Below are 14,467 nucleotides of genomic sequence, written 5' to 3'. Positions count from 1 at the left end.
GAACTCTTCCTCGTCGAGGGTGACTCCGCGGGCGGCTCCGCGAAGCAGGGCCGCGACCGGCACGTGCAGGCGATATTGCCGCTGAAGGGCAAGATATTGAACGTCGAGCGCGCGCGCTTCGACCGCATCATCTCGTCCAAGGAAGTGGGGACGCTGATCCAGGCGCTCGGCACCGGCATCCGCGACGAATTCAACCTCGAAAAATTGCGCTATCACAAGATCGTGATCATGACCGACGCCGACGTCGACGGCGCGCATATCCGCACGCTGCTCTTGACCTTCTTCTATCGCCAGATGCCCGAAATCATCGAGGCCGGGCATCTCTACATCGCCCAGCCGCCGCTCTACAAGGTCGCCAAGGGGCGGAGCGAGGTCTATCTGAAGGACGACGCCGCGCTCGAAAATTATCTCGTCGACGCGGGAATCGACGCGCTGGTCTTCGAGACGGCGGGCGGCGCACGGTCGGGGCAGGATCTGCGCTCGCTGATCGACCATGGCCGCCGGCTGCGCGCGCTGATGCGCTATGTGCCGCGCAATCTCGACCATGCGCTCGTCGAGGCGCTCGCCTTCACCGGCGCGCTCGACCCCGATCTCGACACCGCGGGCCGCCACAGCGCCGCCGCGACGAGCGCCGACTGGCTGGGCGCCGCCGAGCGCGCGCTGACCGGCGGGGCCGAGGCGGTGTGGACCGTCACCGCGGTCGAGGGCGGCGGCTATACGCTCGAGCGCCGCTGGCGCGGGGTCAGCGACCATCATGTCGTCGACGCGGGCTTCCTCGCGAGCCAGGAGGCGCGCCGCCTGCACAAGCTGGCGGGCGAGCAGGCCGAAACCTATGGCCGCCCCGGCCGGCTGGTGAAGGCGGGGACCGCGGTCGCCGCGGTCGAAAGCGAAAGCGACGGCGAGGACGACGCCGAGACGCCCGCGGCGAGCGCCAAGGCCAATCCGGTCACGCGCCCGTCCGAACTGCTCGACGCGATCTTCGCGCACAGCCGCAAGGGGCTGGCGATCAGCCGCTACAAGGGGCTGGGCGAGATGAACGCCGAACAGCTCTGGGAAACCACGCTCGATCCCGCCAACCGCTCGCTGCTGCGCGTCGAGGCCGAACAGGCCGACGTCGCGCACGAGATCTTCGAGCGGCTGATGGGCGACGAGGTCGAACCGCGGCGCGATTTCATTCAGACCAACGCGCTTTCGGTCGCCAATCTCGACGTCTGACCGCAGATTTCCGTCAGCCCGACGCGCGGCGGCTTGCCTTGGCGGGCAGGTGCTGCTCTTGGCGCGTCCACCAAAGGGGATGTGTCATGCGGGCTTTTTCAGCCATGCTGATACCGCTTCTGCTCACGGTTTCGGCCGCGGCGCAGGATGCGGATTTCGAGGACGAAAGCGTCGCGGCGACGCAGGGCGAAGCCGATATCGAAACCGAAATCGCGGGCGGAATGGCGAGCTATTACGGCCGCGAACTGGCAGGCAACCGCACCGCGAGCGGCGAGCGCTTCGACCCCGAAGAGATGACCGCCGCGCATCGCACCCTGCCGTTCGGCACCCGGGTGCGCGTCACCGATCCGACCTCCGGGCGCAGCGTGATCGTCCGGATCAACGATCGCGGCCCGTTCCACAAGTCGCGCCTGATCGACCTGTCACAGGCCGCCGCGCGCGAACTGGGCATGATCCGGCGCGGCAGCGCGATGGTGCAGATCACGGTGTTGACCGATGGCGATACCGCGCCCGCCGCGGTTCAGATCGCCGACAACGGGCGCTGATCCGCGCGCCCGTCACGATCGCTGCTCGCGGAACCGTCGCCGACCGCATACGTAGAAGGAACCGACGCCCGTATCATCGGACACCAACCGGTTGACGCACCCCATGACGCAGTGCAGCACGGCCGACATGGCCAGCACCCCGATCACCAACAATCCCGACATCCGGTTCCTCGGCCGCGTGCTGGGCGACGTCATTCGCGCCTATGGCGGCGAGGCGCTGTTCCGCAGAATCGAATATATCCGCTCCGCATCGGTCGATCGCCATCGCGGTGTCGCCGGCGCCGACACGATCGACCCCGGCCTTGACCGCCTCAGCCTCGACGAAACGCTCGATTTCGTCCGCAGCTTCATGCTGTTTTCGATGCTCGCCAACCTTGCCGAGGACCGGCAGGGTGTCGCCTCCGAGCCGGGGGCGGATGTCGAACACGCGATCGCCCGGCTGAAAAAGGACGGCATCGGCCCGGAAAAGATCGCCGAATTGCTGGACCATGCGCTGGTCGCCCCGGTGCTCACCGCCCACCCGACCGAGGTCCGTCGCAAATCGATGCTGGACCATCGCAATGCCATCGCCCGGCTGATGCGGCTGCGCGACGAGGGCGTGCGCGAGACGCCCGACGGCGACCTGGTCGAAGAGGCGATCGTGCGTCAGGTCGCGCTGCTGTGGCAGACGCGCGTACTGCGCTTCGAACGGCTCTATGTCGCCGATGAGGTGGAAAACGCGCTGTCCTATCTGCGCGACGTGTTCCTTCCCACCCTGCCCGGCCTTTATGCGCGCTGGGACCGGGCGCTGGGCAGCCGCGTGCCGCCATTCCTGCGCCCCGGAAACTGGATCGGCGGAGACCGCGACGGCAATCCGTTCGTCACCGCCGACTCGCTGCGGCTCACCCTCTCGCGCTCGGCAGAGGCCGTGCTGGCCTATTATCTCGACGCCGTCCACGCGCTTGGCGCCGAACTGTCGATTTCCAGCCATCACGCGACGATCGACGCGGAGGTCGCTGCGCTCGCCGACGCCAGCGGCGACGACGCCGCCAGCCGCAGCGACGAACCCTATCGCCGCGCGCTCTCCGGCATCTATGCCCGCCTCGCCGCGACCTATACCGATCTCACCGGCAGGACCGCACCGCGCCCCGGCGCGCTGCACGGCGAACGCTATGCCGATCCGGCCGCATTTCGGGCCGATCTGGCCGCGATCGCGCGCGGTCTTGCGTCGCACGGCGGCGAGACGCTGGCGTCGAGCGGCGCGCTCGGCCGGCTGATCCGTTCGGTCGATATCTTCGGCTTTCACCTCGCCACGCTCGACATGCGACAGAACAGCGCCGTTCACGAACGCGTCGTCGGCGAGCTGTTGCGGGTCGCCGGGGTCGAGCCGGATTATGCCGCCCTGGACGAGGCGGCGCGGATCGCGCTGCTGCGCCGCGAACTCGCCAGCCCGCGTCCGCTGACCAGCCGCCACGCCAGCTATAGCGAGGAAACCGCGTCCGAACTTGCCATCGTCCAGGCGGCGGCGGAGGCGCATGCCCGATACGGCCGGGCGGCGATCAACCAGTATATCGTGTCGATGGCGCAGTCGGTGTCCGACCTGCTCGAAGTGCATATCCTGCTCAAGGAAGCCGGGCTGTACATCCCCGGCGATCCGCCCCAGGCCCACATCATGGCGGTGCCGCTGTTCGAGACGATCGGCGATCTCGACGCCGGCCCGGACGTCATGCGCGCGTGGTTCGCACTACCCGAAATCGCCGCGATCGCCACCGCACGCGGCTATCAGGAAGTGATGATCGGCTATTCCGATTCGAACAAGGACGGTGGCTACCTCACCTCCACCTGGGGCCTGTCCAAGGGATCGACGGCGCTGAAGCCGGTCTTTGCCGATGCGGGAATCGCGATGCAGCTGTTCCATGGTCGGGGCGGCGCGGTCGGCCGGGGCGGCGGCTCGTCCTATTCGGCGATCCAGGCACAGCCGCCCGGCACGGTGCAGGGGCGCATCCGCATCACCGAACAGGGCGAGGTGATCGCCGCCAAATACGGCACCCGCGAAAGCGCGCAGACCAATTTGGAGGCGATGGCGTCGGCCACGCTGCTCGCCAGCCTGGAGCCGCAGCGGCTGTCGACGGCGGATGCGGCGCGGTTCGAAGCGGCGATGGAACAGCTGTCCGGCACCGCATTCGGCGCCTATCGCGAACTGGTCTATGGCACGACAGGCTTCACCACCTTCTTCCGCCAGATGACCCCGATCGCCGAAATCGCCGGGTTGAAGATCGGCAGCCGCCCGGCGAGCCGCAAGAAATCCGACGCGATCGAGGATCTGCGCGCCATTCCCTGGGTCTTCAGCTGGAGCCAGGCGCGGGTCATGCTGCCCGGCTGGTACGGTGTCGGCCAGGCGCTGGCCGCCTTTCCCGACCGCGGCCTGCTGCGCGAGATGGCGGCGGGCTGGCCGCTATTCGCCTCCGCGCTCGCGAATATGGAAATGGTGCTCGCGAAATCGGACATGGGGATCGCCGAACGCTATGCCGCACTGGTCGAGGACCAGGACCTGTCGATGCGCATCTTTGGCACGATCCGCAGCGGGTGGCAGACGACGCACGACCAGTTGCTGGAAGTGACGCGCCAGACGCGCCTGCTCGAAAAGCATCCGGCGCTCGAAACCTCGATCCGCCTGCGCCTCCCCTATATCGAACCGCTCAACCTGTTGCAGGTGGAGTTGCTCAAGCGCCACCGCGCGGGCGAGACCGATCCCCAGATCGAACAGGGCATCCTGCTGTCGATCAACGCGATCGCGACCGCGCTCAGGAATTCGGGGTGACCGGCACGGGATAGTCGCGCCCGGCATAGCGGTGCGGCGCGGCGATATTGTGGGTATCGCCGACGAAGCGCGCCCAGACCCCGCCCGGCCGCCACACGCTGTCCATCGGGGCGCGCGCGATATCGTCCGCCATGCCCAGCCGATCGCGGCGATAGCGGGTCAGGAATGCCGTCACCCGGGCATTGACGATGCAATGGACGTGGACCTGCACCGCGCCATGGGCGTCCATCGCCGCGCAGAATTCGGCGTAGTGCGTCTCTTCCGGTGCATCGAACGGCACCGGGATATTGATGTAGCCCATCCCCAGACCGGCGACGATTCCCCGCTCGTCCGCCAGCGCCCGCTCATGCGTGTGCGGGCCGAGATTGATGATGTGCCGCACGCCCAGATCGCGCAGCGCGGCCAGTGCCGCGACATCGGGCTGACCCGATGTCGTCAGCCGCGCATCGATCCGCCGCCAGTTGAGGATGCGCGGATCGTTCACCGGTCGTCATCCACCAGGAACGGCGCGGCGATTTCGGGCCGCACGCGCAGCAACCGTCCGCTCGCCCGGTCAATCAATGCCCAGGTCGATACCGCTTCCACCTTCACCCGGCCATCGGCACCGGTGAAGCGCATATGTCGATCGAACCGCGCCCCACGCGGCGCTTCCGGGACCCAGGTTTCGGCGATCACCGTCTCCCCCGCCCGCACATTGCCGCGATAATCGATCTCATGCCGGGTCACGACCCAGATATAGGCGTCGCGATGCGCGGCGGGCGCAACCGCATTCCAGTGCGCGACCGCCACATCCTGGATCCAGCGGACCCAGACGGCATTGTTGACATGGCCCAGCTCGTCAATATCGCCGGGCGAGGCGGTGATGGTCCGGGTGAAGCGCGCCATGGCGCCTGACGTTTACGGCACCTGCGCGCGACAGGAAAGCGGTTGCGCGTCCGGCTGGGTAAAGGTCATCGCCGTCCCCTTGGCCCGCAGTTCATAGCCGCCGCCTTCGTAAAGGATGCCCGAGCCGGCGGGCCGTTGCCGCAACCGCGCGAGCCGCTGGCCGTCGCGCAGCACGGTGACGCGCCCTCGATCCGAATCGAACCGCGCGGTCAGGCGGACGCCGCCGTCGCAGCGATAGGTGGCGACCGACCGGTTGTCCTCGGTCGCGCGTGGAGAGGGAGTGGGTTGCGGGGCCGGTTCGCCCGGACGCGGCTTGATGCTGGTATCGGTGATGTGCCAGCGGCGCTGCGCCGCGGTCGATCCCGGCACTTCGGCGACGCGGCGCAGCGTCATGCTGCCGCGCATGTTGAAGGGGCGGTTGCCCTCCTTCAGCCGGCCATAGGGCTGGACCGGCACCTGCACATAGCGGCTTCCTGCCGCGCCCTCGATCCGGCCCGGCGCACCCACCTGGGCATGATATTCGGCATAGCGGTCAAAGCTGCGCGCGAACTGGGCGGCGGTCATCCCCGCGCGTCCGGGCTCCCACAGATCATAGGCTTGGCGATAACGCCCCGCCTCGATCAGCGCGTAATAGCGTTCGACAACGGTCGCCGCGCCCTGGGCGCTGGTTTCGGGCTGCGGCGATTCGCCGATCGGCGTGCGATCATCGTCCAATCCTCCCGGCGTGCCTGGAGCGGCCGGGGTTGCGGGGCCGGACGCAGGGGCAGGCGTCGGCGCGGGCGTTGCCGCCACCGCGCCCTCCCCCGATGCGTCGCCGCCGGTGGCACCCGGCGCGGAATTGCCGACATCGGAGGCGGCGGTCGCGACATCGTTCGTCGCCGCCCCCATCGCATTGCCGGCTGGACCTCCGCCTCCACCGCAGCCGGCGATCAGCAGCGGGAGGGGCAGGAACAGGAAAGCGCGGCGCATGAGGAACCTCGTCGGTCGGGGGAAAGTCGTCTAACGCCCGCGCCACCCGGCCCGTTCCGGTCACATCCGCATGCGTTCATTGCCGATGAAGCCCAACCGCGTCACCCCCGCGCGTTTCACCACGGCCAGCACCGCGTTGAACCGGCGATAGCTCGCCGCCGGATCGGTCTTCAGGTGCAGCACCGCGCTGTCCCGCACGCTCGCCGCCAGCAGTGTCGGCAATTCGCGATCGGTGATCGCGCGTCCGTCCCATGCCAGCGCCCCGTTCCGGGCGATATCCAGCCGGTGGGGCATCGCTCCCGTCAAGGGCGCGGGCTGACCATTGGGCAGATCGATCGGCAATTTGTGGGTCGCGATCGGAATGGTCAGGATCATCATGATCAACAGCACCAGCATCACGTCGATCAGCGGCGTGATGTTGATCGCGGCCAGCGGTTCGGCTTCTTTCACGGCGACGGCACCGGGCATCTCCACCTCCATGGTTGTTGTCATGTTACATCATGATATACCTGCCCCGGGATGCAAGTGTCGGATGATCGATCGCTTCGCTGGACATCGCTGTTTCCGGCGCCATCGCCGATCCGGCCCCACCGCACATGGATCGGCGGGCCGGCGGCGAAGGGTCGATCAGGGCTTCAGCGCGACCGCCTCGTCATCGCTCAGCATTGCGTCAGGCGCCGTACCGGCATCGAACGCCTGTTGCGCATCATCCTCCGCGTCGTCGCCGGCATCGGCGCGGACATCGCTCTCCTCGCCCACCTCGTCGGCGACCATCAACAGCTCGTCATCCTCCTCGGTCTCGTCGATCTCCTCGCCAAGGTCGGGGTTGAGGTCGGTCAGCATCGTGCCGTTATTCGGTCCGTCGCGTGTCGCCTCCAGGATTTCGGCGCGCTGGCTCTCGTCGAACCCGTCCTCATCATAGCCGTCGTCGCCCGATCCACGGCCCGGTACCTGATGACCACCCATCGCAACCTCCATCTGTGATGAAGCGCGAACGGCGGACGGGGCGCACGGGTTCCTGAACCTTGCGACGAACCGCGTCAGTTGCGGTGAAACAGCCGCCCGCGTTCGGTCACGAACACGATCGCGAGCGCCGAAAAGCCGAGCGCGGTGAAGCCGATGAACAGCGGCAAGGTCGATCCGTCGAACGCCTGTCCGATCACCGCGCCCAGGATCGCCGCGCCAAAGGTGGCGATAAACCCCTGAAGGCTCGACGCCCGGCCGGCGATCGCGCCCATATTCTCCATCGCCATCGCCGAGAAATTGGAATTCGCCAGCCCCATCGCCGCCATCATCGGCGCCTGCAACACGATGAAGAGAAACAGCGTCTCCCGGCCCGCCAGGATCACGATCAGGTGCAGCGCCGCAAAGAAACAGATCGCGAGGAGCGCGGCATGGGACAGGAAGCGCATCCCGAACCGCATCACCAGCCGCGAATTCATGAACGCGCCCAGCGACATCAGCGCGGCGACCGACGCAAAGACCGCGGTCAACAGGTCCGGCCGGTGAAACACATCGTACACGACCTGCTGAATCGATCCGATGAACGCATAGAAGCCGCCGGTGATCGCCGTCGCGGCCAGCGTGTAGCCGACTGCCCAGCGATCCCGGAACATGATCCGGTATCCCTCCCAGATGTCGCGCAGCCCGTGTCGCTTGCCGGCCTCGGGCGCCAGCGTTTCCGGCATGCGGATCAGGAACCAGCACAGCACCAGCACGGCGATGATCGCGATCCCGCCAAAGATCAGCCGCCACGATCCAAAGATCATCACCATCACCTGCCCCCATGCCGGGGCGAGGACAGGGACCACCATGAAGGTCATGAAGGCAAGGCTCATCACCCGCGCCATCGCCCGGCCCGAGAAACAGTCACGCACGAGCGCCACCGTCACCACCCGCCCGGCCGCGACCGCCATGCCGCTGGCCGCGCGTGCGACGAGCAGGAGTTCAAAGCTCTGCGAAAGGGCCGCCACCCCATTGGTCGCCACATAGACGGCCAGCGCGATGCCGATCACCGGCTTGCGCCCGAACCGGTCGGCCAGCGGCCCGTGTACCAGCTGCCCGAACGAAAAGCCGAACATGAACGCGGTGATGACATATTGGCGGTGGTTCGGCTCGGACACCCCCAGCTGGTCGCCGATCGCGGGCAGCGCCGGCAGCATCGAATCGATCCCCAGCGCGGTCAACGCCATGATCGACGCGATCAGCGCCACGAACTCCGCCATCGGGATCGGCGAACGGTTCGTGGCGGCGTCGGCGACTGGGTTGGTCCGGGCATCCATGCCGCGCCCCATGCCGCAATGCAGCAGCGGCGTCACCCCCATGGATTGACGTCGCCCCCCAAAGCCCATAGTGTATTGCCAAGATAATACGCTGGAGGCGATGATGAAGACGAACTGGCTTGCCCTTCCCCTTGCTGTGGCGTTGACGGCGTGCGGCGGCGACGGTGAGAGCACGACCGTTTCGATCAAGGGCGGTGACGGCAATGCCGCCGCCAGCATCGGCAAGGACGGCACGGTTTCGGTCAAGGCACCCGGCTTTGAGGGATCGATCAAGCTGCCCAAGTTCAAGATCGGCGCGGAGAATTTCGAGATTGACGGCGTCAAGCTCTATCCAGGATCGACCATCTCCAGCCTCAACATCGACGACAAGTCGGAAGCCGATGGCGACGGTTCGGTGCATGTCGTGTTCGACGCCCCGGCCGATGCCAAACAGGTCACCGACTGGTTCCGCGAACAGATGGAGGGGGCCGGATTCACCGTCACCGGGAAGCAGACCGAACTGGCGGGAAAGACCAGCGAGGGCAGCGCCTATACCCTCAAACTGGATCCCGCCGGCGCGGGCAAGAGCCGCGGAACGCTGGCGGTGACCGGGAAATAAGGGCGACGACGCGCGGACATCGCGTTACGTAGTTTCCCGCCCCTGTTCCTCCGCCGCGCAAGCGCGTATCTGCACGGGATTCGATTTTCGGAGTCCCGTTGCAATGCCCGATACCCTTACCGCCCCCGACCGGCTCGGCGTTCCGCTGGTCAGCCTCGCCGATCAGGAGCGCGATCCCGATGGCTTCGCGGCCGCACTGGGCGGATCGTTCGAGCGGTTCGGCTTTGCGATGGTACGCGATCATGGCGTGCCGCAGGACCTGATCGAGCGCGCCTGGGCGATGACCAAGGCGTTCTTTGACCTGCCCGAGGAGGAGAAGCGCCGCTATTTCATCGCGGGCGGCGGCGGCGCGCGTGGCTACACCCCCTTCAAGACCGAGATCGCGAAGGGCGCCGACTATGTCGATCTCAAGGAATTCTGGCATATCGGTCGGCAGCTGGCCGCCGGCCACCGCTTTGAAAAGGATATGGCCCCCAACGTCTGGCCCGACCGGCCGGAGGGATTTCGCGAGACCTTTCTGGAGCTGTTCGCGGCATTCGACACGGCGGGGGACAGGCTGCTCTCCGCCATCGCCCGGCATCTGGGGCTGGCGCCCGACTGGTTCGACCATGCGGTGAAGGACGGCAATTCGGTCCTGCGCCTGCTGCATTATCCGCCGGTGACGGAAGACGCGCCGAACGTGCGCGCCGGCGCGCATGAGGATATCAACCTCATCACCCTGCTGCTCGGCGCCGAAGAGGCGGGGCTGGAGCTGCTCGACAAGGATGGCCGGTGGCTGCCGGTCAAGCCGCCCGAGGGCGCGATGGTGGTCAATGTCGGCGACATGCTCCAGCGGCTGACCAACCATGTCCTGCCCTCGACCACGCACCGCGTCGTCAATCCTCCGGTCGAACGGCGTGGCACGCCGCGCTATTCGATGCCCTTCTTCCTGCACCCGGCGCCCGATTTCCTGATCAAGGCGCTGCCGCAATGCGTGAGCGCGGAGAACCCCGAGCGCGAGCCGCCGATCACCGCGCACGACTATCTTGCCGAGCGCCTGGCCGAGATCGGCCTCACGAAGAAATAGGGGGCGGCAAAGCTATTCCATCATCGCCCGGACTTGTTCGGGGATCGGCGGTGCCGCAAAGAGCCGCCCGGGCGATTCTTGCCGCCCGATGTCCTCCGGAACGGGTCCGGGCGACGATGTGAGTGGGGAACAGCGTGTCCGAACCGTTGAAAGTCGCGCTTGCCGGGCTTGGTACCGTCGGCGCGGGCGTCATTCGTCTGATCGACGCGAATGCCGACCTGATCGCGCGACGCGCCGGCCGCCGGATCGAGATCGTCGCGGTTTCGGCGCGCGACCGCGCCAAGAATCGCGGCGTCGATATCGACCGGTTCGACTGGGTCGATGACATGACGCGGCTGGCGACACATGACCGGGCCGATGTGGTGGTCGAACTGATCGGCGGCGCCGACGGCCCGGCCCTGGCGCTCGCCCGCGCCGCGCTGGGCGCCGGCAAGGCGCTGGTGACCGCGAACAAGGCGATGATCGCGCATCACGGCCTCGAACTCGCCGGGCTGGCCGAAGCGGCGGATATCGGCCTGAAGTTCGAAGCGGCCGTCGCCGGCGGCGTGCCGGTGATCAAGGGCCTGCGTGAGGGCGCGGCGGCGAACGCGATCGATCGCGTGTACGGCATCCTGAACGGGACCTGCAATTTCATCCTGTCAAAGATGGAGGCGGAGGGCCGCGATTTCGCCGAGGTGCTGGCCGAGGCGCAGGCCGCCGGCTTTGCCGAGGCGGACCCCAGTTTCGATATCGACGGTGTGGACGCCGCGCACAAGCTGTCGATCCTTGCCAGCCTGGCGTTCGGCACCCAACCGGCATTTGGCGACGTCGCGATCGGCGGTATTCGTCACCTGCTCGCCGCCGACATCGCGGAGGCGGCGGCGCTGGGCTATCGGGTGCGCCTGCTCGGCATCGCCGATCTGGGTCCGACGGGGCTGTTCCAGCGCGTTCACCCCCATCTCGTCCCGCTCGCCCATCCGCTGGCGCATGTCACCGGCGCCACCAATGCGGTGGTCGCAGAGGGGAATTTCGTCGGTCGCCTGCTGTTCCAGGGGGCCGGCGCCGGCGATGGACCCACCGCGTCGGCGGTCGTCGCCGACCTGATCGACATCGCCCGGACCGAATTCGGCCCGCCCTATGCGATGCCCGCCGCCAGCCTGTCGGTCGAGCCGGCGGCACCGACCGGCGACCGGCGCAGCCGCGCCTATCTGCGCTTCACCGTCGCCGACAAGGTGGGCGTGCTCGCGGAAATCGCTGCGGCGATGCGCGATGCGGGCGTGTCGATCGAATCACTGATCCAGCGCGGGGCGATGGCAGACGGCAGCGTGCTGGTCGCGATCGTCACCCATGAAGGGCCGGAACGCTGCGTCGCCCAGGCGCTGGAAAAGCTGCGCGGTTCGCCAAGCCTGGCGGGCGAGCCGATGTGGATGCACATTCTGGGCGAGTGACCGCGCCTCAGGGTGCGGGATCGCGACGGCGATAGACCTTGCCGTCGGTGCCGATCGTGACGGTCACGCCGACCATGCCGCCGCATTCGGTGAGAAACGGGCCGGTGATGCCGCACGAGAACATGCCATCCTCCAGCACCCGTGCGGTTTGGGCCGGCACGATATCCTTGCTTCGCACCTCGACAAAGGGAACGCGATAGCGACGGTCCGCCTCGCGCAGCCCGCATACCGTGATCTCGTTCTGGTCCTGCGGCTTGTCACAGGGGATGCGCGCGGTCATTTCGCGCCGCATCGTATCGACCGAAGGTGGCGGCGCGGCCGCCTGCATCGCGATCAGCAACAGGATCGGTCCCGTCATCACTGCCTCCGCGCCCCGTCTACCACGGCGCGGCGGGCGGCGAAACGGGGACGCGTCAGTCGATCGGCGCGCTGACCAGCTTTCGGCCGTCGCGCGGACAGACCGGCGCGCCCTGGACACCGCACGGGATGCCGGTCGGCTTGACCACGTCCATCTTCGCGCTCCAGTTCGGCGCGGTCTCGCTGGTGATGCGATACCGGTCCGGCGCGCTGGCCGAACATTGCCCGGTCACGCACAGCTTCAGCCGGGTGAGCGCGACCCGGCGGGGCGCGTGTTTGCGGGCGTGTTTGCGTGCCACGACCCGCCGCGCCGCCGGGCGGTGATGCGCCGCCGGCGTCGATACCATTGGCATTCCCTGTACGGCGGCCAGCGCCACCAGCATCGAAATCATCGTTCAGACCCCGTCCTGTTTCGGCTTGAACGCCGACAGCGCGCCTTGGTTTCGCGCATCGATGTCGATTCCCGCGCGATGACAGCGTTGCCGGCCATGGACAGCGCGCAACCGCGCTCCTATCGCCGCAGCCAGACCGCCAACCGGCAAGAGAGGGGCCAGGATTTCCATGCAGACCGCCAGCAAGCTACTCGACCGCGTCCTCGTGCTCGAAATGGTCCGCGTGACCGAGGCTGCCGCGATCGCCGCGTCGAAGCTGACCGGGCGTGGCGATGAAAAGGCGGCCGATGCGGCGGCGGTGGAGGCGATGCGCGCGGCGCTCAACGAACTTTATATGGACGGCACCGTCGTGATCGGCGAAGGCGAGCGCGACGAGGCGCCGATGCTGTATATCGGCGAGAAGGTCGGATCCGCGCCGGGCAAGGGGCCAAAGATCGACATCGCGCTCGATCCGCTGGAAGGCACCACCATCTGCGCGAAGGCTGGCCCGAACAGCCTGGCGGTGCTGGCGATCGCGGAGGAGGGCAACCTGCTCAACGCCCCCGACGTGTATATGGACAAGATCGCCGTCGGCCCCGGCTATGCCCCCGACACCATCGACCTCGACCGCACGCCCACCCAGAATATCGAGGCGATCGCGGCGGCGAAGGGCGTGCGGCCCGATGAGATCATCGCCTGCGTCCTCGACCGGCCACGTCACGACAAGCTGATCGCCGAACTGCGCGCGATCGGCTGCGGCGTGGTGCTGATCGGCGATGGCGACGTGGCCGGTGTGATCGCCACCAGCGATCCGGACACGACGATCGACGTCTATATGGGATCGGGCGGCGCTCCAGAGGGAGTGCTGGCGTGCGCGGCGCTGCGCTGCGTCGGCGGCCAGTTCAAGGGCCGGCTGCTGTTCCGCAACGACGACGAACGCGCCCGCGCCCGCAAATGGGGCATCACCGACCTCGACCGGCAATATGACCTGTCCGAACTGGCCAAGGGCGACTGTATCTTCGCCGCGACCGGCGTGACCGACGGGTCGCTGCTCGAAGGCGTCAAGCGGATGAAGGGCAAGATGACCACCGAAAGCGTGGTGATGCGCGCCAGCTCCGGCACCGTTCGCTGGGTCAAGGGCGAGCACCGCACCGCCTGATGCGAAGGGCGGCGGCGGTCTGGTCCCTCGCGGGCCGCGCAGCTTGAACTGGCTGCTCCTGCTCGCGCTGGCCGGCGCCTATGGCTGGTATGTGCGGGGCGGAAGCGACGCCCCCGCCACCCGCATCGTCCGATACCGCCGCTGGCTGCGCCGCGCACCGCTGGCTTTCGGCCTGTCCGCGCTCGTCGCGCTGGCGATCGCGGGGCAGCTAAGCGCCTTCATCGAGCGCCCGGCGGCGTTCGACGCAGCCGCCGGCCATGCGCGGCAGCTTGCCGGATTTGGCGGCGATCCACAGGCGTTGCAGGTCGCGATCCTCGCCGGTTTTGGCGGCGGCGCGCTGCTCGGCCTGCTGATCGCGTGGTGGCGGGTACGGCGTGGCAAGCGCGAGCTGATGGCCGGGAGACTCGACGCGATCCTGCCGCGCACGCGGACGGAAATCGGCTGGACGATGCTGCTGGGCGTGACCGCCGGCGTCGTGGAGGAACTGTTCTTCCGCCTCGCCCTCCCCCTGTTCGCGGCTTTGGCGACCGGGAGCGCCCTGCTGGGCTTCGGCATCGCACTGGTGATGTTCGCCTATGCGCACCGCTATCAGGGCTGGATCGGCATGGGCTTTTCGCTCGTCGCCGGTGCCATGTTCGCGATCGTGTACCTGGCGACCGGCGAATTGTGGTTCGCGATGCTGCTGCATGCGCTGCTCAATCTGAACGGCCTGGTGCTGCGCCCGGCACTGCTGGGGCGCAGCGCGGCGTGAGCCCGGCTTGCGGCACGCCGCCGCCCCGCGCATAGCTGTCGG

General features: G+C 67.8%; 17 protein-coding genes. 8 read left to right on the top strand and 9 right to left on the bottom strand.

The annotated features are described in order from the left end of the window. The 3 genes from KF783_RS15560 to ppc all read left to right on the top strand — a co-directional run. Positions 1-1,215: toprim domain-containing protein (locus tag KF783_RS15560; RefSeq protein ID WP_294080981.1), on the top strand; the 1,215-nt coding region annotated here is incomplete at its 5' end. Positions 1,216-1,319: 104 nt separating this feature from the next. After that, the gene (locus KF783_RS15555) at positions 1,320-1,760 is read left to right on the top strand and encodes a septal ring lytic transglycosylase RlpA family protein (RefSeq protein WP_294080979.1); all 441 of its coding nucleotides are present in this window, start codon (positions 1,320-1,322) and stop codon (positions 1,758-1,760) included. A gap of 127 nt (positions 1,761-1,887) precedes the next feature. Continuing rightward, positions 1,888-4,560, top strand: coding sequence for a phosphoenolpyruvate carboxylase (gene ppc / locus KF783_RS15550; RefSeq protein WP_294080977.1), 2,673 nt, complete (start codon positions 1,888-1,890; stop codon positions 4,558-4,560). Here the strand turns inward: ppc and KF783_RS15545 are convergent. From KF783_RS15545 to KF783_RS15520, 6 genes are all read right to left on the bottom strand, one after another. Beyond that, entirely contained in the window at positions 4,544-5,044 is a 501-nt protein-coding gene (locus KF783_RS15545) for a protein tyrosine phosphatase family protein (protein ID WP_294080975.1), read from the bottom strand. The two genes, ppc and KF783_RS15545, sit on opposite strands and share 17 nt — an antisense overlap. Beyond that, positions 5,041-5,445 carry an acyl-CoA thioesterase gene (locus KF783_RS15540; RefSeq protein WP_294080972.1) on the bottom strand — a complete coding sequence of 135 codons (405 nt, stop codon included), beginning with the start codon at positions 5,443-5,445 and terminating at the stop codon, positions 5,041-5,043. Before KF783_RS15540 ends, KF783_RS15545 begins: the two co-directional genes overlap by 4 nt. Before the next feature lie 12 nt (positions 5,446-5,457). Further along, positions 5,458-6,414, bottom strand: coding sequence for an MliC family protein (locus KF783_RS15535; RefSeq protein ID WP_294080971.1), 957 nt, complete (start codon positions 6,412-6,414; stop codon positions 5,458-5,460). A 60-nt stretch (positions 6,415-6,474) separates the two neighbouring features. Beyond that, positions 6,475-6,906 (bottom strand): biopolymer transporter ExbD, encoded by a 432-nt coding sequence (locus KF783_RS15530; protein ID WP_294080969.1) that lies wholly within the window; start codon positions 6,904-6,906, stop codon positions 6,475-6,477. 135 nt (positions 6,907-7,041) lie between these two features. Continuing rightward, a complete protein-coding gene (locus KF783_RS15525; protein ID WP_294080967.1) occupies positions 7,042-7,380 on the bottom strand; it encodes a DNA primase in 339 nt (112 codons plus the stop codon). A gap of 74 nt (positions 7,381-7,454) precedes the next feature. Next, positions 7,455-8,738: a multidrug effflux MFS transporter gene (locus KF783_RS15520; protein WP_294080966.1), complete on the bottom strand. Its 1,284-nt coding sequence runs from the start codon at positions 8,736-8,738 to the stop codon at positions 7,455-7,457. 61 nt (positions 8,739-8,799) lie between these two features. On the opposite strand from KF783_RS15520, the gene KF783_RS15515 reads away from it, so the two are divergent. The 3 genes from KF783_RS15515 (at position 8,800) to KF783_RS15505 (ending at position 11,787) form a co-directional block, all read left to right on the top strand. Beyond that, a complete protein-coding gene (locus KF783_RS15515; protein WP_294080963.1) occupies positions 8,800-9,294 on the top strand; it encodes a hypothetical protein in 495 nt (164 codons plus the stop codon). Positions 9,295-9,397: 103 nt separating this feature from the next. Beyond that, entirely contained in the window at positions 9,398-10,360 is a 963-nt protein-coding gene (locus tag KF783_RS15510; RefSeq protein ID WP_294080961.1) for a 2-oxoglutarate and iron-dependent oxygenase domain-containing protein, read from the top strand. A gap of 134 nt (positions 10,361-10,494) precedes the next feature. Next, positions 10,495-11,787 carry a homoserine dehydrogenase gene (locus KF783_RS15505; protein WP_294080960.1) on the top strand — a complete coding sequence of 431 codons (1,293 nt, stop codon included), beginning with the start codon at positions 10,495-10,497 and terminating at the stop codon, positions 11,785-11,787. Positions 11,788-11,794: 7 nt separating this feature from the next. Here the strand turns inward: KF783_RS15505 and KF783_RS15500 are convergent, their stop codons facing one another. Genes KF783_RS15500 through KF783_RS15490 form a run of 3 tightly spaced genes read right to left on the bottom strand, consistent with a single transcriptional unit; the run spans position 11,795 to position 12,707 of the window. Beyond that, the gene (locus KF783_RS15500; protein ID WP_294080958.1) at positions 11,795-12,145 is read right to left on the bottom strand and encodes a hypothetical protein; all 351 of its coding nucleotides are present in this window, start codon (positions 12,143-12,145) and stop codon (positions 11,795-11,797) included. Between the two features lie 55 nt (positions 12,146-12,200). Next, positions 12,201-12,536, bottom strand: coding sequence for a hypothetical protein (locus KF783_RS15495; protein WP_294080956.1), 336 nt, complete (start codon positions 12,534-12,536; stop codon positions 12,201-12,203). 3 nt (positions 12,537-12,539) lie between these two features. Beyond that, on the bottom strand, positions 12,540-12,707 hold the full coding sequence (locus KF783_RS15490) for a hypothetical protein (protein ID WP_294080954.1): 168 nt from the start codon (positions 12,705-12,707) through the stop codon (positions 12,540-12,542). Here KF783_RS15490 and glpX point away from each other — a divergent pair. Together glpX and KF783_RS15480 are read left to right on the top strand one after the other, a co-directional pair. Further along, positions 12,706-13,674, top strand: coding sequence for a class II fructose-bisphosphatase (glpX, locus tag KF783_RS15485; RefSeq protein WP_294080952.1), 969 nt, complete (start codon positions 12,706-12,708; stop codon positions 13,672-13,674). The genes KF783_RS15490 and glpX overlap by 2 nt on opposite strands. Before the next feature lie 43 nt (positions 13,675-13,717). After that, on the top strand, positions 13,718-14,425 hold the full coding sequence (locus KF783_RS15480; RefSeq protein ID WP_294080950.1) for a CPBP family intramembrane glutamic endopeptidase: 708 nt from the start codon (positions 13,718-13,720) through the stop codon (positions 14,423-14,425). Positions 14,426-14,467 lie beyond the last annotated feature (42 nt).

The sequence above is a fragment of the Sphingomonas sp. genome (assembly GCF_019635455.1).
Lineage (GTDB): Bacteria > Pseudomonadota > Alphaproteobacteria > Sphingomonadales > Sphingomonadaceae > Sphingomonas.
This window is presented reverse-complemented; position numbering and strand designations above follow the sequence as displayed.